General features: G+C 31.0%; 14 protein-coding genes. 5 read left to right on the plus strand and 9 right to left on the minus strand.

The window, feature by feature from the left end:
- Positions 1-27 precede the first annotated feature (27 nt).
- Entirely contained in the window at positions 28-7,629 is a 7,602-nt protein-coding gene (locus AC3WVA_RS26040) for a non-ribosomal peptide synthetase (RefSeq protein WP_492322278.1), read from the minus strand.
- A 367-nt stretch (positions 7,630-7,996) separates the two neighbouring features.
- Here AC3WVA_RS26040 and AC3WVA_RS26045 point away from each other — a divergent pair, with 367 nt between their 5' ends.
- From AC3WVA_RS26045 to AC3WVA_RS26055, 3 genes are all read left to right on the plus strand, one after another.
- The gene (locus AC3WVA_RS26045; RefSeq protein ID WP_492322279.1) at positions 7,997-8,923 is read left to right on the plus strand and encodes an aldo/keto reductase; all 927 of its coding nucleotides are present in this window, start codon (positions 7,997-7,999) and stop codon (positions 8,921-8,923) included.
- Positions 8,924-9,409: 486 nt separating this feature from the next.
- Positions 9,410-11,062 carry a pyridoxal phosphate-dependent decarboxylase family protein gene (locus tag AC3WVA_RS26050; RefSeq protein WP_492322280.1) on the plus strand — a complete coding sequence of 551 codons (1,653 nt, stop codon included), beginning with the start codon at positions 9,410-9,412 and terminating at the stop codon, positions 11,060-11,062.
- Between the two features lie 104 nt (positions 11,063-11,166).
- Positions 11,167-11,811: a GNAT family N-acetyltransferase gene (locus AC3WVA_RS26055; RefSeq protein WP_492322281.1), complete on the plus strand. Its 645-nt coding sequence runs from the start codon at positions 11,167-11,169 to the stop codon at positions 11,809-11,811.
- Between the two features lie 220 nt (positions 11,812-12,031).
- Here AC3WVA_RS26055 and AC3WVA_RS26060 read toward each other — a convergent pair whose 3' ends face one another.
- The 3 genes from AC3WVA_RS26060 to AC3WVA_RS26070 all read right to left on the minus strand — a co-directional run bounded on the left by AC3WVA_RS26060 (position 12,032) and on the right by AC3WVA_RS26070 (position 14,127).
- On the minus strand, positions 12,032-12,430 hold the full coding sequence (locus AC3WVA_RS26060; RefSeq protein ID WP_492322282.1) for a VOC family protein: 399 nt from the start codon (positions 12,428-12,430) through the stop codon (positions 12,032-12,034).
- A gap of 994 nt (positions 12,431-13,424) precedes the next feature.
- Positions 13,425-13,835 (minus strand): hypothetical protein, encoded by a 411-nt coding sequence (locus AC3WVA_RS26065; protein WP_492322283.1) that lies wholly within the window; start codon positions 13,833-13,835, stop codon positions 13,425-13,427.
- Between the two features lie 94 nt (positions 13,836-13,929).
- Positions 13,930-14,127: a helix-turn-helix transcriptional regulator gene (locus tag AC3WVA_RS26070; protein ID WP_492322284.1), complete on the minus strand. Its 198-nt coding sequence runs from the start codon at positions 14,125-14,127 to the stop codon at positions 13,930-13,932.
- 152 nt (positions 14,128-14,279) lie between these two features.
- On the opposite strand from AC3WVA_RS26070, the gene AC3WVA_RS26075 reads away from it, so the two are divergent.
- Complete coding sequence (locus AC3WVA_RS26075; protein ID WP_492322285.1) at positions 14,280-14,639, plus strand: helix-turn-helix domain-containing protein; 360 nt, start codon at positions 14,280-14,282, stop codon at positions 14,637-14,639.
- Between the two features lie 314 nt (positions 14,640-14,953).
- Here the strand turns inward: AC3WVA_RS26075 and AC3WVA_RS26080 are convergent, their stop codons facing one another.
- The 5 genes from AC3WVA_RS26080 to AC3WVA_RS26100 are packed head-to-tail and all read right to left on the minus strand — an operon-like array spanning position 14,954 to position 18,059.
- The gene (locus tag AC3WVA_RS26080; RefSeq protein WP_249278773.1) at positions 14,954-15,232 is read right to left on the minus strand and encodes an aldehyde dehydrogenase; all 279 of its coding nucleotides are present in this window, start codon (positions 15,230-15,232) and stop codon (positions 14,954-14,956) included.
- Positions 15,233-15,266: 34 nt separating this feature from the next.
- Complete coding sequence (locus AC3WVA_RS26085) at positions 15,267-15,635, minus strand: hypothetical protein (RefSeq protein ID WP_492322286.1); 369 nt, start codon at positions 15,633-15,635, stop codon at positions 15,267-15,269.
- 25 nt (positions 15,636-15,660) lie between these two features.
- The gene (locus AC3WVA_RS26090) at positions 15,661-16,770 is read right to left on the minus strand and encodes a tyrosine-type recombinase/integrase (RefSeq protein ID WP_492322287.1); all 1,110 of its coding nucleotides are present in this window, start codon (positions 16,768-16,770) and stop codon (positions 15,661-15,663) included.
- Positions 16,771-16,968 carry a helix-turn-helix domain-containing protein gene (locus tag AC3WVA_RS26095; protein ID WP_048557220.1) on the minus strand — a complete coding sequence of 66 codons (198 nt, stop codon included), beginning with the start codon at positions 16,966-16,968 and terminating at the stop codon, positions 16,771-16,773.
- Positions 16,969-16,982: 14 nt separating this feature from the next.
- Positions 16,983-18,059 (minus strand): replication initiation factor, encoded by a 1,077-nt coding sequence (locus AC3WVA_RS26100; protein WP_492322288.1) that lies wholly within the window; start codon positions 18,057-18,059, stop codon positions 16,983-16,985.
- A gap of 547 nt (positions 18,060-18,606) precedes the next feature.
- Here AC3WVA_RS26100 and AC3WVA_RS26105 point away from each other — a divergent pair.
- Positions 18,607-19,056 carry a helix-turn-helix domain-containing protein gene (locus AC3WVA_RS26105; RefSeq protein ID WP_492322289.1) on the plus strand — a complete coding sequence of 150 codons (450 nt, stop codon included), beginning with the start codon at positions 18,607-18,609 and terminating at the stop codon, positions 19,054-19,056.
- The last annotated feature ends 104 nt before the right edge of the window (positions 19,057-19,160 follow it).

A 19,160-nucleotide genomic window follows, 5' to 3' on the forward strand; every position in this document is an offset into this window, starting at 1 on the left:
CAATCTGTTCAAAATCGATTGTATATTCTATAGCAATATTGGTTCTTTAATGGTTGGTAAAAACTCGATACTCATAGCATAATTTAATAACAAATTGATATACTCTTGATTTGGCTCTAAACAATGTATATTCTTCAAATATCCTTGCGTGTATAAACAAGATGGTATAGCTACTGATAGCTCTTCTACAGATTCTAATAAAGGCATTATGAGCTCTAAAGCTTTCTGTTCATCGGTGGTTAGATTCGTATTAAAAAACTTCTCTATATACTTTTCTTGTTCCATTAACATAATATCGTATCCAAAAGCTTGTAAACTATTAATAAATTGGTCCCATTTAAGCTGAGTTGGATTACAAATATGCATGGTTTTATTTATTGTATTGACCTTATAGGATAATTCAGTAATAGCTAAACTTCCATAGTCTACAGGCGTTAAATCTACATACGTATTGATGTCAGGTGCTATGCTAGATAGGCATATCCCTTTTATTAATCTATAAAATGCATTTTCATCAATATTGTATTGAAATTTACCTGTTTTAGAGTTACCCACTAAATTCCCCACACGGTATATCGTAGCACGAACCCCTTTTTCCATTGCTTCTCTGACCAGTTTCTCGCCTTGAAACTTACTTTCTAAGTACACATTATCTAAATTTTGCCCTCTATCAAAATTAGACTCAAAGAATTCAAATTCTTTTGGATCGCTTTCAGCCTGCCCTACTACACTTAAAGTAGATATATAATGAAAACGTGCATTTGTATTCTTAGCTAATTCCAATAAATATTTTGTAGACTGAACATTTACCTTTTGAAAATGATCGCGTTCTCCATAGTGTCTAACTTCTCCACCACAATGTATGATTGACTCTACCTTATTATTTAAATGGTCCAATCGCTTTGAATCTAGACCTAAATTTATCAAAGATAAATCTCCTTCAATTAACTCTACTCTCTCCTCCAACTTTTGGAGAATTTCTTTACCGAAATAAAACATCATTCTTTCTTTTAGCTTTGAACCAATTACTTGATCCTCATGCTTTCTTACTAGACAGTAAATAGTCGTAGATGGCAACTGTAATAAGCGTTTTAAAATGTGTGCTCCTAAATATCCTGTAGCCCCTGTAAGGAAAACTGCTTTTGGATAATTCACCCTATCTATCTCACATTCTTCTAATTTTTTTCTTTTATAAACAGGAGTCGTTTTCGTTTCATTTTCTATACATGCTACATTCATATTTTTCTCTTTCTTGAACGACATTTCTTCCATTTCTTCAATATGAGAGGCTAATTTTTCTATTGTTCTATACTTAAAGAAATCTTGGATTTTCAAGTTAGGGTATAACGGTTTTAATTTGACTAATGTCGGCATAACTTTTAAAGAATGTCCACCCAAATTAAAGAAATCATCTTTTAAACCTATAGATTTAATGTTTAGAACTTCGGACCATACTTTAGCAATGTTTTTTTGCACTTTAGTTTGAGGCTTAAGTATACACCCATCGTTTTGCTCATTATCAAACTCTATTTCTGGTAGTTTTTCGAAATCAATTTTCCCATTAGCCGTTATTGGTATTTCTAACACATGAGAGTAATATTTAGGGATCATATATTCTGGCAATACATTTGATAAATATAAAGCTAACTTATTTTTATCTATTTCTAAACCGTCCACTGTTTTATAATAAGCTTGCAATAGCATTCCATCTTTCGTTTGTGTTACCACAGCCTGATTTATCTCCTCAAATTGTAATATTGCATCTTCTATCTCCCCTAGTTCAATTCTGTGCCCTCTAATTTTAACCTGCTTATCTTTTCTTCCCATAAATTCTATATTTCCATTTGATAACCACTTTGCTAAATCACCTGTTCGGTATAACCTTTTACTGTTATCTTCTGAAAATGGATTTGCAATAAATGCCTGTTTTGTTTTTTCTTTCTGCTTCCAATACCCTTGGGCCAATCCTAAACTCTCAATATATAATTCGCCCATGCTCCCTACCGGACAATGTTGCATATATGAGTTCAATATATGAACCTTTGTGTTAGAAATTGGAATACCAATCGGTATACTACCTAAAATGTTATTTTCGCATTCTAAGTCTGGTATGAAATAATACATCGCTGAAACAGTTGCTTCCGTAGGACCATACTCATTTACCAGTTGTACTTGGTTTTTAAAAGTATTTTTCCAACTCCTAATAGCATTTGTTGATGCGGCTTCCCCTCCCATTATCATAAATCTTAACGAACGTATCTTTTCACTATCCAGTTTATTTAATGAAGTCGATAGTTCATTAAAAAATACTGTTGGTAAATCAGAAATAGTTGCTTGTATTTCTTGGACAGCTTGGGCATATGCTGCAGTTGAATAGCGCTGTTCATCACTTAATACATATAGTTCCGCCCCATTTAACAAAGTAGAAAAAATTTCCGATACAGAAGAATCAAAACTATGGGAATAAAACTGTGTTACTTTATCATTTGGTGAAATATGAAATACTTCATTTCTCCATTCAACTAAATTTAATACTCCTTTATGAGTTAATAATGTACCTTTTGGTTTACCTGTTGATCCTGAAGTATAAATTACATAGGCCAAGTCATCTGGTTTATTTAAAATTTTCACATCACCATTTATTGTCGTACGATATATATCCTCTATTATTGAAACGTTATAACTACTTGGATTCAAATGATTTTTGTATTTGTAATTCGTTATAATTCTACATGCCTCGCTGTCACTTACTATATAATTTATTCTATCCTCAGGGTATTTTACATCGATTGGTATATAGGCAGCACCGGCTTTTAATATTCCAATCATAGAAACGATACTATTCATACTTCTATCTAAAAATATGGCCACCTTGTCACCTTTTTTTATACCTTTATCAAGCAAATGTTGAGCTACTTGATTAGAACTCCTATTTAATTGCCTATATGTTAAAGACTCTGTTTCAGTCGATATAGCAATCCGATTTGATTGTCTTTCTACTTGCTTATAGAATTGCTCCTGTATATTTTGAAAATAAGGATACGGTCTTTCTGTATGATTTACCTTTCTATATAGAGATTCCTCTTCCAGTGATAGGAATGAAAGATTCTCATATGCCACTGTTCTTTGATGAATAAATGCGTCCAGTATATTAAGTAAATTTTGAGTAAACCTATTAATTGACTCTTCCTTGAAAAGATTAATATTATACTCAAATGAAATCTCTACATAATCCGATCCTTCTTCAACAGCTAAAGAAATATCAAACTTACTAACATCTTGTTTATTAGGTAACAATTGAAGCTTGTACGCATCATGTTGTTGCAAAATATCTTTCTGGTAACTAAACATAGTAGAAAAGATCGGGTTATTTCCAAAGCTTCTATCAGGATTTATTTGCTCAATTACTTTATCAAATGGGTATGATTGGTTTTGGAAAGAATTCAAACATTTTTCTCTCACTACTTGTAATAGCTGTTTTAAATTTTTCACATCATTCAATTGTGTTCTAATAGCTAAAGTATTTACAAAAAATCCTTGTATTTGTTCAAATTCTTGATAATTCCTTCCAACAACCGGTGTACCTACAATAATGTCTTTTTGATCCGTTAGATAATGTAACAATTGAATATATGCTGCCAAAAATAGCATATACATCGAAACATTCTCTTGTTCACATACTTGTTTCAAAGACTCTTTCATTTTATTATCTAACTTCATTTCAAATACTGTACCTCTATTTGTACTTTGATGATTCTGACTAAAATCTAAAGGAAGATTTAGTATAGGAAGAGGTGCTGCAAGTTCGGCCATCCAATAAGATTTTTCTGTATCCCACCGACCTAATTTTAACTGCTCCTGTTCCCACTCAACATAATCTACATATCGATTAGAAATAGTTGGCAACTCAGGATTTCTTCTTTTAGCAAAGGCACTATATACCTTCATTAATTCATCTAATAAATTCCTTACACTCCACTCATCAGTAATAATGTGATGTAAATTGATATATAAATAGGATTTTTTCTTATCAAGATTAAAAATTCTAATCCGGAAAAGCGGTCCATTTTCCAAATCAAATGGTGTATGATCCGTTTGATTTATTGTTCTACGTATATATTCTTGTTGTTCCTTTTTAACCATGTGTTCAATCTCATGGTGTATCAGGTCAATCGCTATTGATTTTAATATCACTTGTCTAGGCTCCCCATTTTTTTCAATAAACACTGTGCGGAGCATCTCGTGTCGTTCAACTAAAAACCTTATGGCGTCCTGTAAAATATCTTTTTTCAAACTCGGCTCAATATATATGTGTAGTGGTGTATCGTATACTCTATTAATAGCGTTTGATTTATTTAAAAACCAGATTCTTTTTTGAGCACTTGATAACTGATAACTTTCCTTATCTGCAACTTTTAATATTTGCATCTTCTGTTCTTCCCTATCATGACTTACTTCCATTAATTTATCGATGTAAGCAGATAGACTAGCAATTGTTGTATGCTCAAAAATATCTCTAATTTCTATTTTCAAATGAAACTCTTTTTGAATTTGATTTAATACTTGCACAGCAATTAATGAATGTCCCCCAAGTTTAAAAAAGTCGTCATCTCTACTGATTCTATATTTCCCTAAATTTAAAATCTCTGACCATGTTTTTGCCAACCTTTTTTCTGTGCCACTTATTGATGGTATATATTGATTTTGCATATTTTCAAGTAAAGATGGGATTTGTAATTCTAATTTTTTTCTATCAACCTTACCACTTGGTGATAATGGAAATGTTTTAAGATGAAATATATAATTTGGCATCATAAAATCTGGTAATCTTTCACTTAAGAATGTTTTTAAGTTCTCTTGTTTTATCTCTGTATTGTCTTTTGATACATAAAAGCTAGCAATTTTGTCATTTTGATAAGTTACTACTACTGCATCTTTTACCTCTGGGTGTTTAAATAATGCTCTTTCTATTTCATCAAGCTCAATTCGATACCCACGTAGTTTTACTTGATTATCTTTCCTTCCGATAAATTCTAAGTTTCCATTTGGTAAAAGACGTACTAAGTCCCCAGTATTGTATATTTTTTTATTGCGATTATATGATTTTTCGAAAGAAATAAATGCCTCTTCTGTTTTTTTCTTTTGATTTATATATCCTTTAGCAACCCCATCACCACCAATGAATAATTCACCTACTACTCCTGACGGACATAACGTGTTGAGCGGACTGATCACGAAAACTTTACTATTAGCAATTGGTTTACCTATTGGGATATTAGAAGTTTCTTCTTTTATCTCATGATTTACTTCATAAATGGTTGTACATACAGTAGCTTCAGTAGGACCATATGCGTTAAGAATTGGAATCTTTAACCCTACTTTACTTTGCCATTTACGAACTGATTCAGCAGGTATGGTTTCCCCTCCTACAAATACACATTTTAAGGAATTTAATTTAAGCAACATTTCTTTTGGCATATCAGCTATTAATTTAAAAAATGCAGTTGGTAAAAGAACAAATGTAATACCATTCTTGTTAATTACATTTATAAATTCTTCTGCAGAACGTTTTTCCATTTCAGAAATTACATGCATTCTTCCTCCGCATAACAAGATCGGAAACATTTCCATAATGGAGGCATCAAAAATCATTGTTGCAAATTGTAAAAATACATCATTTTTGTCTAAATTAAATTGATTCATTAATGAATATGATAAATTAATTACTCCTCTATGTGGTACAACTACTCCTTTTGGTAAACCGGTTGAACCTGACGTGTAGATAATATACGCAGCATCTTCTATGTTATGTGTAGACGCAATATTTTCTATAGAATAATTAGTGTAATGAAAATCCTCTAGAAAAATTGTATGAATCGCAAAACTTTCAATTAATCCCCTGAATTCTTTCTTTGTAATAATCATTTGACTTTCACTATCTTTTAATATAAATTCTATTCTTTTTTCAGGAAACTTTGGATCAATTGGTACATAAACTCCACCTGATTTTAGTATACCTAGAATGCATACAATTGTATCGATCTCTCTCACCATAGTAATACTTATACGCTGTCCCTTTTTTATATCATTTTCACGTAAATAATTCGCAATTTGATTTGACCTTTGCTGCAAGTCATAATAAGTAATCGATTTATCCCCCATTGAAATCGCTATTTGATTTGGCGATTTTAATGCTTGTAGATCAATTAATTGATCTAATGTTTTTGAATTAGGATATGCAAGAGTATTTGAGTTTATATCTTTGTATAAACGATGATCCTTTTTTAAAAGTAAATCCAATGAATGGATAGGTTCGTTCACATTCTTCATTAGTTTTTGTAACAAAAATATATATCTTTCAACTAAATCATTCATACTATCTGGTTTATATAATGCTGAATTATAGTCAATCTCAATTTTATTCTCTGTTTCCCCTTCATATCTCATTATTCTCCAGGTCATGTTAAAAGGATTTACTCTTTTACAATCTGTTAAAACTGTGGACTCAATATCGGGAATTTTCAATTGAGGTATCCTTACCGTATTAAATGCTGTTGAATAAATCATATTATGATGTGTATTATTATTTAGATTTAAATCTCTTACTATATGTGAATATGGATTATGTTTATACTTAATAGCCAAATGAACAGATTTATTCACCTTGTTAAGTATCCCCTTAAATGTATCACCTTTTTCTATTGTTATACGTATAGGTAATGTATTAACAAAATAACCAAAAGCATTCCTTTCTTCCGTTTGTGGTCTAGTATTAATTGGAATACCTACAATAATTTCTTCAGCATTTGTCATTTGATGAAGCAAGGCACAATAAGTACTTAACATAACCCGATAGACACTTATGTTATTTCTTTTAGCAAAACATTGTATTTGATAAAATAGATCGGCATCAATATTCTTACTTATATTTTTGTTCGTATATATCGGTTCATTCATTTTATTAATAGTAGCAGGAAACTCTGTAGGAGGTAATTCACCTTGTAAATAATCTTTCCAATAGGATGATCCTTCTCTATATATTGCACTGTCAATAAAACCTTCCTCAAATTCTACAAGGCTCTTATAAGGAGATTCTAATACTAAACCCGTATTTTCTTGAAGTAATTCACAATACGTATGAGACAATTGTTGAATAAAAATTCCTAAACTACATCCATCATAAATAATGTGATGAAAAATCATATGTAAAATAAATTCATCTTCACACAATTTAATGATGTGGAATTTAAACAAAGGCCCTTCTTCTAAGTTAAATTTCTCATTCACTATAGAGTCTAAGAATTTTTTTAAAATAAATTTTTGTTCTGTGTTTTTAAAAGCAGTTAAATCCTTAATTGGTATATCAAAATCAATACTCTTTTGAATGAATTGTTTAATTTTTTCGTCCCTCTTAATAAATAGTGTACGTAGCGCCGGGTGAGATTGCACCACTAAAGTAATCGCTTTCTTAAAATTATCTATTTGAAGATCTCCTTTTAGCTTTATTATGGTAGCTTCATTGTTCATTCCATTTTCTAATTCCATTTGATGAGCTATCCATAATGCTTCTTGCCCTACTGTTGTATCCAATTCTTCTACAATTTCATATTGCTTTTGTATTTCCTTCATATGAATTTCTCCTTTTATAAATATTTCAAAACGGATAATATTTACAGTTACAACTATATGTACACATTCTGCGATTTGTAAATGTATATTTTCCGACTCAATTCAACATTTATTTCGCTTATTGCATAGTTATTAAAATGATGAATAAAATTCATATTTATACCGTGAAAGTTCATACTTTTATTCAATTTAAGCATAAAAAACCATTTTACTAATAATTCCAATTAATTTTTATAAAGTAATCTCATATTTATTTATTAAAATATATACTCTAATTTACACCCCGAAACTAGATTTCAAGAATATTCCAACTGGTCACTATGTATATTTCTAATAATATACACTGAAAAGGAGGAGTCCGTATAAAATGGAATATAGATTATTAGGTAAAACGGGATTAATAGTTTCAGAGATAGGATTCGGCTCTTGGGCAATTGGTGGAGATGAATGGGGAGCAGTAAAAGATAATGAATCCATTGATGCAATCAATAAAGCAATTGACCTAGGGGTTAATTTTATTGACACTGCTGACGTTTATGGATTAGGTCATAGTGAAAATTTAGTTGCAAAAGCTATAAATAAACGTAGGCAGGATATCATTCTTTCTACAAAAGGTGGATTAATTGGTCATCATTATGACCCCAATCAACCAGCCGTTTATGGAGATGCTCAAAAGATCATTGATGCGTTTGATGCTAGTTTACTGCGGCTTAAAACGGATTATATAGATGTGTACTTTTGTCATATTTGGTGGGATAAACATGAAGAAACAGAAGCCTTTCTACAAGCTTTCCAAACCTTAAAAAAATCTGGTAAAGTGAGAGCAGTTGGCGTTTCTACTAATGATTTAGATTATATTAAACATTTTAATCAGAATGATGATTTAGATGTTGTACAATGCGATTATAGTATTTTAAATAAAGAACCTGAAAAAGACATCCTTCCTTATATTGAAAAACATAATTTAGGTGCTGTGATAAGAGGTCCACTTAAAATGGGAATTTTAACTGGGAAATTTAATCATGAAACCCAATTTCCAGATGATGATTTAAGAAAAGATTGGCCAAAAGAAAAGTGGTTTAAAGATAGCTTAAACAAAGTAGAAAAATTACGTTCACTTGTACGATCAAATCGAAGTCTCACGCAAATTGCCTTACGTTACGTTTTAAGCCACCCCGCCGTTTCAGTTGCTATTCCTGGTGCAAAAAATTCTACCCAGGTTGAAGAGAACTCTTCCCACTTAACTCGTCCATTATTATTAGATAATGAAATTGAATTCATTAAACAACTTTGATCAAATAATTATTCTTCCATAAAAAATTATGCTGATTTTTCTACCAAATCCATACTACTACTTCTTCTCCACTAGAACATATCTTTAGCACTTCCACCCTATTTTTTTATCTTTTCCCAACAATATCTACAGTTTATAAGGTAGTTGAACCCTTTTATTCAACTACCTTATAGTACGTTCTACATTATATTAAAATATCTACTACACTAGTTGAATACATGCTAAGGCAACACGCAAACCGAATAAACAATTAATTCAGAAATATTTTTAGAAACTTCATTATCTCACAATTACTTTTTTTAAAATAAATCAAAAAATTTTTCTTTACTTTAAATTCCATAGTTCATATAATCTTCTATGGAATTACATTTTTTTCTAAATAGCTCCTCATTTCTAAGTATTCAAAAGGGCAATTACAAATTATTACACCCTTATGTTTAACCAAGTAAAATAAAAATCCAGTTTTTTACAAGGAGAAGTGACTGCATGCAAGATATTTTAAAATTATTTCCGAGCGTTGATGGAAATGAAGAAAAACAACAACTTTTATTAGAATCTATGCAGAAAATAATTAAAAATCTTGACCAATTAAAAAATGAAGAGCGAGCTACTTTAGGTAAATGTGAGGAAAAATCAGAAGGATACTACAATGGCTTAATTCACCAAAGTCATATTCCACTAGCTGGAATCACTATATCTGAGGTTATAGAAGAGCTAAACCAATTTATGAATGGACATCCTTATCCAAATAAATATTACTTGTCTAACGCTGTACCACTACCAAGTATACCTTCACTATTAGGTGTACTAACCATGGCACTTTTAAATGGTAATGGTGTTTGGGATGTATATGGTCCAGGGGCAGCAGAAGCAGAAGTAAAAGTTGTATCCATGCTTTCAAAACTGATTGGTTATAATCCACATAATAGTGGTGGTTATACAACATGGGGTGGACAAGGTTGTGTATTTTCGAGCTTACGTTTAGCAATTTCTAAACAATTCCCATTAGCAAAAGAACATGGTGCTCCACAAAATGTTTATTGCTTTGCTTCTGAAAATGCACATTATAGTTTATTAAAGTCAGCTGAAGCAACTGGCATAGGGTCGAATCACTTAATAAAAGTGAAAACTGATCCCTATACAAATTCTATGGATATAAATGATTTAGAGGCTAAAATTATACAAGTTATTAAAAATGGCGGTATCCCCCTTTATATTCTAGCTACTATGGGATCAACAGATACATTTACTATTGATGATATAAGAAAAATTAAAGCAAGCGCTGAAGCAATACAGAAAAAATATAAATTAAAACCTATTTATATCCATGCTGATTCTGCAATGGGCGGATTCTATAGTTTCTTTAATAATTATAGTTTTGAAGAAAATTCACTCTCATTTGAACCTAATGTGAAAAATGCCTTACAATACGTACAAAATAAAATGCAATATATGTCCCTTGCAGACAGTGTATGTTTTGATTTTCATAAATTAGGACAAACACCTTATGCTTCAAGTATTTTAATCGTAAAAAAGCATACTGATTTACAACTGATGGACATTGAACAAGATGATACACCTTATCTTGGTAATAGATCATATGGAAGTTATCATACAGGCTATACCTTAGAATGTTCACGAGCTGGTAGCGCTATTCCGATGTATATTAATCTATTAGCCTTTGGAATTGAAGGATATCAAAAATTATTAGCAAATTATGTCCGTGTAAATCTATTATTTAGAGAGAAGTTGCGTGAGGCTCTACCTCAAGTCGCAATCACTAATGATTTTACATATGGACCAATTACAACCTTCCGTTTCTATATGAATGGAGATGGCCAAGGAAATTGGGAAAAAGAACGAATAGGTCTTGCAACAAAAGAAGAGATTGAGGATACAAACCGATTAAATATAGAACTATTTAATTATCTAGGAAAAAATCGCGATCAAGTATTTTTTGGTGATACAACTCGTTCTTGTGTAGTAGATATAATAAACAGTAGTGATAGAAATCCGATTTCCACATTAAAATTCTTTTCTATCTCTCCATATACAACTGTTGAATGTTTAGATGATATCGTATCATTTCTTTATGAGCATATTTCGATTGCTACTAAACAGATTTATTCATATGTTTAATAATCATATTTGTTAGCGTTTTAATAGTTAAATTTAACTAAATTAAATAAAAATCATTATTCTTTTAATTACTATTAACTATATTAAGAAAAGAGGAAAAACATATGAATATAGAGCTACTAGATACACACCACGTGAAAGATGCAGCACATTTACTTGCACATTCTTTTGTGAATAACGAACCTCTTGTAAGCAGTTTACAAATTCCTTTTGCTTCTTTTCACAAAATGTGCGAAGAAATGATGAAACAAGCTGTATCTCAAGCTATGTCATTTGTAGCAATAGAAAATTTTCAAATTGTTGGAGTTCTTTTAACAAAAAAAGTAACACAGCCACTAATAGATACAGAGAAAGCGATTGAACTATGCCCGCAAATGGAACCTATTTTTCAACTTTTAGATACATTAGAGACAGAATCTATTGAGTTTTCTCATTTAGATAAAGAAAAATTGGTCTATCTAGATATGGGTGCTTGTCATCCAGATTGGATGGGAAGTGGGATAGTCACCAGCCTTCTTTCACACGCCATTCAAGAAATAAGTAAAAAAGATTTTGATTTTATTGCTGCTTGTACAAATAAAATTTCTCAAAAAATCCTAAAAAAACTGTTTACGACCTTGGAAATGAATGAAATAGTGTATAGTAATTTTCCTTATAAGGAAACATACCCATTTGCTAACACGACAACTTCTTTAGCAGCTCAATTACTATATATACCTCAATCCCAATTCGTCATCAAGGCCATATAAATTTGTGTATTGTAAAAAGAAAATAAAGTTATTTTTTTTAATACCTAAAACAAGCATAACCCCGTTCTAAATTTAGGACGGGGTTAAAATATAGTTGTTTAATTTTCGATATAAGATTCTTCACTGTACTCAAAAAGATAACAATAAAGTCGTTTGAGAATCTAAGGTTTATTCAACAATAGACCCCTTTAGTTGAGGAGAGGGTGGTTATACGTACTAACTACTTAGCCGTCGTCCCGTGAACTCTTTTTATTGTTTCGTCCTTTTCATTTTCATTCAAATATTCGAAAAAACCTAAGCGATTCCCCCACGGGTCTGTAAAGCTACCCCATTTTACGGGAACCTCTTCTCTTGAATATATTTCAAAAGGCTCAATATATAATTCCTTTATCAGTCTATCCCTTTCAGCCTCTAGATCCATCACACCCATGCGTATAGGACCGCTACCTTCTGTTGGCGTTCCCTCGGCTACCTGTAACCAACTCCCGGGTACGAGTTCAAACTCAATAAATCCTTCATGAGGTACAAAATCAGGCTCTTTATTCAGTAGTGACTTGTACCATTCCTTTCCCTTTTCAAAGTCTGAAACACGAACTTGCACAGTCGTTTCAATAATCACCATAACCCCTCCATTTTTTAAACATCGACCTTAATCTACTTCAACACAGTTGTATACATTCCTTCTTTGCTGATATTCAACAAAATGGGCCGATTGTTGAATATCATGACTGGTGTTTTTTTAAACAACTTTATTATGTTTTAAACGACTCTATTGTAAATTAAACAATTTTATTATCTCTGTACATGTAGAAGACTTGCTGTACTTTTGTGCAGCTGCTTTTTTATATAGAGTAAATTAGCAATAGATATTCTTACATAAGTGACACCTTTCACACTTTAACTTCTTCGAATTCAATAGCCACTTTCTCAGCATGCCTTATTTCTCTGCTTAACCTACTCAAAGATCCCCTTCTATTTATTTCAACATGTGTTAATTTCATACGCTCCATTATTTCGTCTATACCAGTAACTTAAATACTTTTACCTATTTTAATGTCTAATCTTTTATTTTTGAAGTAACGAGTGTTACATAGATTCCCACTCTTAAACACTTTAAGAAATATTACTTGAGAACCCCTTAATATCCCCTATAATACTGACGGTTATCATTTTCTTTCATTTCGTTTATCTATTCATATTACATACCCTATAGCTGCCTAATCTTACTTAAAGATTCCCATGTGAAATTCATGATAAAAGGAAACAAACGTGTCATATTTAGCATTTAATAAAAAAGAGTGAGAATTACTAGATTCCCCTTTCTTCCTTTTAAGCAGCTCTTTTAAGTCTAATTCTATTGTATTCCTGCTAATAAATAGCATGTTATATAACTATATAAAAACTCTACCAAATCATTAAAGGAATCTCCTTTCCCCTATCGAATTATTGTAGAGGGAAAGGAGATGAATGCATGGAAATCCTAGGACTAGATACACGTGCATTAGCGACTTTAGGTGCACTTGAATACACAAATCGTCGCAATAAATTAATCGAAGAAGCGGACAATAATATATACGAGTGTAAAGAAATGAAGGAAATCCTTCAAACGTTCCCTAAAGAGAAGCAGATTGAGATTCTTGAAAATCAAGCCTATTTTGAAGCAGTGGCAAAGATGATTGAACAAAACAATTTAATTCTTTTAGAACAGATGAAAGCTCTACAACTAATTCAGAAATAACAAATTTATGATTGATTAATTCTACATACGCTTCCATAAATAATATATCTTTATCTATACTACCAGCCTCTGTTTTTACAGGGGCTTTTGTTATGCTCTTGTTCGTATTTTGAATTTGAATGGTTTCTTTCACATGTATGAATAGATCTTCTAACAATCCTGGTATAGACTCCAATTCTTGCTTTTCAATTTCCTCTGTGACGGCACTTATAAACTCCCATAGTACTTTTGCACCTAGTAGTTCTGCTAATCGTTTTTCACGCATTTCAAATGTTTTCATATTCATATTGAACACTTCCTTTTCTATATTATTTACTGTGAACTAAATTTTTCTAGATTGTGATGTAGCTGATATTTAGTAATTAACCCCCTATTGTAAACTATAATTTACAACGAGACCCAAAAATAGATTCTACATTTGTTCCCAGTATTTCCGCTATTTTTATAGCTAACTTAACGTTGGGTTGTTTTTTATTATTCTCTATATCAGAGATATATGGGCGGGATAATCCCACAAGTCCTGCTAATGTTTCTTGTGACATTAGTTTTTCTTTCCTCAACTCAGCTATCTTATTCATTTCTCCAACCCCTTTTATTTTTGTATTCATTCGATTACAAAACAATTGTAAACCATAGTTTACTTTATCGTCAACAATGTTTTACATATTTTTTCTCTATTTTAGTTTCTTTTTGTAAATTATTGTTTACAATTGTACTAGGAGGATTACACATGAAGAAAACTCTTGGTGAAATTATTAAAAATTATCGTTTAGCAAATAAACTATCCTTACGCGACTTTGCTCAAAAATGTGATGTTAGTCATACTTATATAGACAAACTTGAAAAAGGCGTAGATTCCAGAACTGGAAAACCAGTAGAACCAACACTATTAGTAATAGAAAAAATAGCAAATGCCATGAATATAAGTACTAAATCCTTATTAGAAGAGATAGGATTCATTGCAAAAAATCATAACGAAGTACATGATATAGAATTAGAGAAATGGTTTACAGCTATTAAAAGTGCCTCTCCCCAAAAGCGAGAGGAATTAAAGAAGTTTTGGGAATTTATAATACAGAAAAAAGATTAATATTTCCAAAAGGCCTCCACCTTGACAGGGTGGAGGTCGTGAGTTCGAGCCTCTCCGGGGTCATATGAAAAACCCCTTGATAGTCAAGGGGTTTCTATTTTATATTTATTAATTTTAAAGCCGTCACAGACTCTCTGGTCACATATTGGTCACCCCACCATAAAGTTGTTCATTTACTACCGCGCTCCGCTTGCTGTCCTCTACAAAATAATTTAGGACGTTGTCCTAAATCATTTCGTAAAGGATACAATTTGGATATTTATTTTATGACTTTTGTCCTAAATAATTAATCATATTATAATGATATTACGTTATTATTTATGTTTTTTTAATTCACTCTCTTTCCAGCCATTAAACTCATAATAAAAAAGTTCAGGACTATATTCCCTAAGATCAGACATAGATTCAGCATCTAAACGTTTATATAAATCCAAATGAAACCAATCATATTTCTTCTTAACAGGATATAAAGGATATCCCATAATAAAAGCAAACTCCTCCCAATCAATTAAATTATTTTTATTACCACAACACATTTTTACATCTTCACATCTATAAACCCTCTCACACTTCGTACAATAGCAATAAGACATCAATAATCTCCTTCAAATGTTTTTAGTTTCATTCTTAAATAAACTCTTGAAAAGCCGGATTAGATTCCCATTTTTGATCACTTACTAAGTCTATGAAATAGCTTATTACTTCCATATTATTTTTATTGCGTATAAATCCAATAGGATCATTATCCTTCAACAATTCAGCAATTGAATTAAGTAAAAGAAAAGTAATTTTTTCATTAATTAAAAAGTCTTCTGTATCTTTTTGAATAAATCCTACAGGCAACTCATCAATTAAAAATTTTATAGCCTTAACATTTGATTTCCATCCTTCATTTTGAATATCATCATCTTGAATAACCACCCTTATATCCTTGCCTTCAATAAAATTAATCGGCGTATTTTGTCTTAATAAATCATTTACAACATTTTTCTCCATTTTAAACATCCTCCTGTACAATAACTTAGAATAATAGCTGGTTTATTTTATTTGCAGTCTCAAGTTGCATACTCGGTAATACATGACTATATGTATCTAATGTGACACGTATATTTGAATGTCCAAGTCGTTCTGCAACTACTTTAGGATGAACACCTTCTTTCAATAACAAAGTTGCATGTGTATGCCTTAAATCATGGAATCTAATCCTTGTTATATCTATTTTCTCTATTAAGCTATAAAAAGACCTTAATAAATTTCTAGGTAAACATGGTGTCCCAATATTTGTGCATACCACAAGATCATGGTTTATATATAAAATCCCTGCCACCCTTTTTTCATTATCAATGATTTCTTTATGCTTCACTAAAAAATTTATTGTTTCATTAGGTAATGCAATGCTTCTTTGTCCAGACTTTGTTTTTGCTCCTGCTATTATTTTGTTTCCCGCATGATTTAAAGTCTGCTTAATGGAAAGTGTATTATTATTAAAATCAATATCTTTCCATCTTAGGGCTAATATCTCACCCTGTCGCATTCCTGTAGTAAGTGCCAAAAGGAATGCAATATAATATCTACTACTTTCTGCTACCTTTAGAAAACTTTTAACCTCTCCTATATCCCAGACTTTCAATTTACTTTTATATGCTTTAGGTCTATCAACTAAAGAGGCAACATTACGTTTTATTAACCCCCACCTTTCAGCTTTTTTTAAAGAATCATTTATTAAAGAATGTATTTTTTGTACATTATCCCTTGATAATAAATTAATCTTTATTATCTCATTATACAATTTTTGGATATCTATTGGTCTTATTCTGGAAATTTCTATGTTTCCTAGATTAGGAATAATATATTTATTTATTAACCAACTGTAAGTTTTAAAGGTTGATTCTTTTATAAGTATCCTTTTATCATCAAGCCAACTATTTAAATATTCTTTATACAACATTTTAGAAGGTTCACTAAATGTACCTTCTTTTAAAAGAGCATGTTCTGCTTCAGTTAAAGCATTTTGTGCTTCCTTTTTTGTTTTAAAGCCCCTCTTCTTTTTTTGCCGTCTCTTCCCATTTACTTTCCCTAGTTCTAGTACATAATACCAACTGTGACCATCTTTTTTTACAGAACCAGCCAATTAATTTTCCTCCTTTACATCGCTACCTTCTAACCAAGAGATAAAGACAGTCTTTAATACTTTAATTCTTCTCCCTATGCGAACTATATGAAAATCCCCAGAGTTAACCAACTCATAAGCTTGTCTTCTTCCAATTCCTAATATTTGTTGAATATGTACAACATCTAGTACTGATGGGTATTGTTCTAATGTATTCATAAAATCCTCCTATTTTAGCATGAATGAGTTGATAGAAATCGTCTGCTTCGCTGTAATTTTTCTTGATCAAAAGTAGTGTTTTTCTTATTTAACTTTGATTCAGTCCATCTCTTTGCAATTTTAGTAGTAACCTCTAAACTATTATGATTATTTAAGGCTCCCACTGAAATAAGTAAACCAGCAATTTGATCTAATAGCTGTTCTGTATTCCCTATTTTCACTTTTTTTCTTATAATGGGAGAAAAATTTTGTGTTAAATCGGCTTTTTGAACGACAGTCCACCTAGGATCTAGCGGCCACCTAGTTTTATTTTTATCTGATAATGGAATCTTAAGGGTTAACCATTCCATTGTTAAGTAAGACCAAATATTATTTTCCTTTAGAATAAAATCTTCTATAGAGCTAACTCCAAATTCTTTTAGACATTTTCTTCTAATTTGAAATTCAACCCTCCATACAGATTTTATTTCATCCCATAAATGCTCTTTCCACAGATCATAAAACCACAGTTTTTGAGATTTTTTCACTTCAAGCGTTTTATTATATATACGTGCCAACAATGGATCACCACGCCCTATTGTAAAACCACTAAATTCACTTCCATTGTAATATTCATCATTTACAAAATGATTTACTTTCCCTCTTGCTCTAGTTACTACTTTCTCCAAATCATATTTAGTAAAAGGAGTTTCATCACTATCTACACATACATCAATCCTTGATAACTTTGTATCTGTTATAGAGATTCCAAAACCACTTAACCAATTAAGAAATTCTTTAACAGCCTTTTCAAAGCCAAGTGACCATAAATAAGATGCAAGAAATCGTACTTTAATCGGTGACGTATTTTTTACTTCTTTATCCATAAAGTACATTAGGAAATCATTACACGATACCTTATAGGAATAGAAAGGAATCCCATTTCTATGCACTTTCAAACTAATTCCGTTTATTTCAACTTCATACTCTTTGGATTCTTCTTGAGCTTTAGATTTTAATAAAGCTAGCATATCTAATGTGCTTTTTAAAGATTGAAAATAGTCAAAGACTTCAACTCCAAATTCAACTGTATCAATACCTTTAATAATCAATATATGTTCCTCCTTACCTGATGTTGTAATTAGAACCCCGCATGTTATATGGTTGCGGAGTTCTTAATCAATAAAAACTCCCAATCTTGATATGCAACCTATGCAAGCCCCTGCTAGCCAGACGGCCAGTCCTTTAGGAGGCCTGGCCTTTCTAGCTATCAACAGCCTGGCAGGACTTGCTTGCATTTCCAAATCAAAACCTAGCTAATCCCCATCTCTGTATCGACTTCACCTATACAAAATCTTTTTCAAATTTCTATAATTCAATTAAAATAAAACTCTTATTGAATTATTCATTTTTCTAACCGCTTTAAATATTTTTTAATCTCACCTAAAAAACTATGTACACTAATACAAAATATCATTTATAACGGATTTCGTTAGTTTTCTACAAAAAAATATAGATAGAAATATAATATAACGGATTTAGTTAAATTATACTAACGTAATTCGTTATTTTCAACCATTTTTTATATATTTTTCTCAAAATCCGTTAATAATGCTAAAATAACTATAGACATAACAAGGAATGGAGCGAACATTATTTATGAAAGAGAAGCAAATACTTGAGAAGTTTTCAATTGGATCTCAAATCAAATCACTGAGAAAAGAAAGAAAATGGACACAACAACAACTTGCAGAAAATATTAATGTTTCTTCTCAAGTGATATCAAACTGGGAAAGAGGATATACAATTCCTACTGCCAAAGATATTAAAATACTGGCAAACCAATTTAATGTTGATACAAATATGATTCTTACTGGTCATAGTACTGAAGAACTTACTAACTATGTTACGGGGACAATGGCAGTTAGTACATGGGTGCAAAGTTTTGCAGACAATTTTGGATACGAACTAGTAGCTCAATTTTTAAATAATGATTTAGATATTGAAGAACTATTAAATTCCAATGTAAAGCTTAAATTTAATGGACAAGTTCTAACGGATTACGATAAACAAAAAATTCTTAATCTTATTAAGGTATTGTATCAATAACCCCCTTTTGAAGATAATATTTTCAAATCCAATTGTACCTCCAAATTTTTTTAGGACAATTATTATACGATCTAAAAATCATCCTTAATCACATTTTAATTATC

The sequence above is a fragment of the Bacillus sp. EB106-04-02-XG92 genome (assembly GCF_058791995.1).

Bases quoted from the DNA above. Each gene is read 5' to 3' on its own strand.
- AC3WVA_RS26040 (WP_492322278.1), bottom strand. From the start codon at position 7,629: ATGAAGGAAATACAAAAGCAATATGAAATTGTAGAAGAATTGGATACA.
- AC3WVA_RS26045 (WP_492322279.1), top strand. From the start codon at position 7,997: ATGGAATATAGATTATTAGGTAAAACGGGATTAATAGTTTCAGAGATA.
- AC3WVA_RS26050 (WP_492322280.1), top strand. From the start codon at position 9,410: ATGCAAGATATTTTAAAATTATTTCCGAGCGTTGATGGAAATGAAGAA.
- AC3WVA_RS26055 (WP_492322281.1), top strand. From the start codon at position 11,167: ATGAATATAGAGCTACTAGATACACACCACGTGAAAGATGCAGCACAT.
- AC3WVA_RS26065 (WP_492322283.1), bottom strand. From the start codon at position 13,835: ATGAATATGAAAACATTTGAAATGCGTGAAAAACGATTAGCAGAACTA.
- AC3WVA_RS26070 (WP_492322284.1), bottom strand. From the start codon at position 14,127: ATGAATAAGATAGCTGAGTTGAGGAAAGAAAAACTAATGTCACAAGAA.
- AC3WVA_RS26075 (WP_492322285.1), top strand. From the start codon at position 14,280: ATGAAGAAAACTCTTGGTGAAATTATTAAAAATTATCGTTTAGCAAAT.
- AC3WVA_RS26080 (WP_249278773.1), bottom strand. From the start codon at position 15,232: ATGTCTTATTGCTATTGTACGAAGTGTGAGAGGGTTTATAGATGTGAA.
- AC3WVA_RS26085 (WP_492322286.1), bottom strand. From the start codon at position 15,635: ATGGAGAAAAATGTTGTAAATGATTTATTAAGACAAAATACGCCGATT.
- AC3WVA_RS26095 (WP_048557220.1), bottom strand. From the start codon at position 16,968: ATGAATACATTAGAACAATACCCATCAGTACTAGATGTTGTACATATT.
- AC3WVA_RS26105 (WP_492322289.1), top strand. From the start codon at position 18,607: ATGAAAGAGAAGCAAATACTTGAGAAGTTTTCAATTGGATCTCAAATC.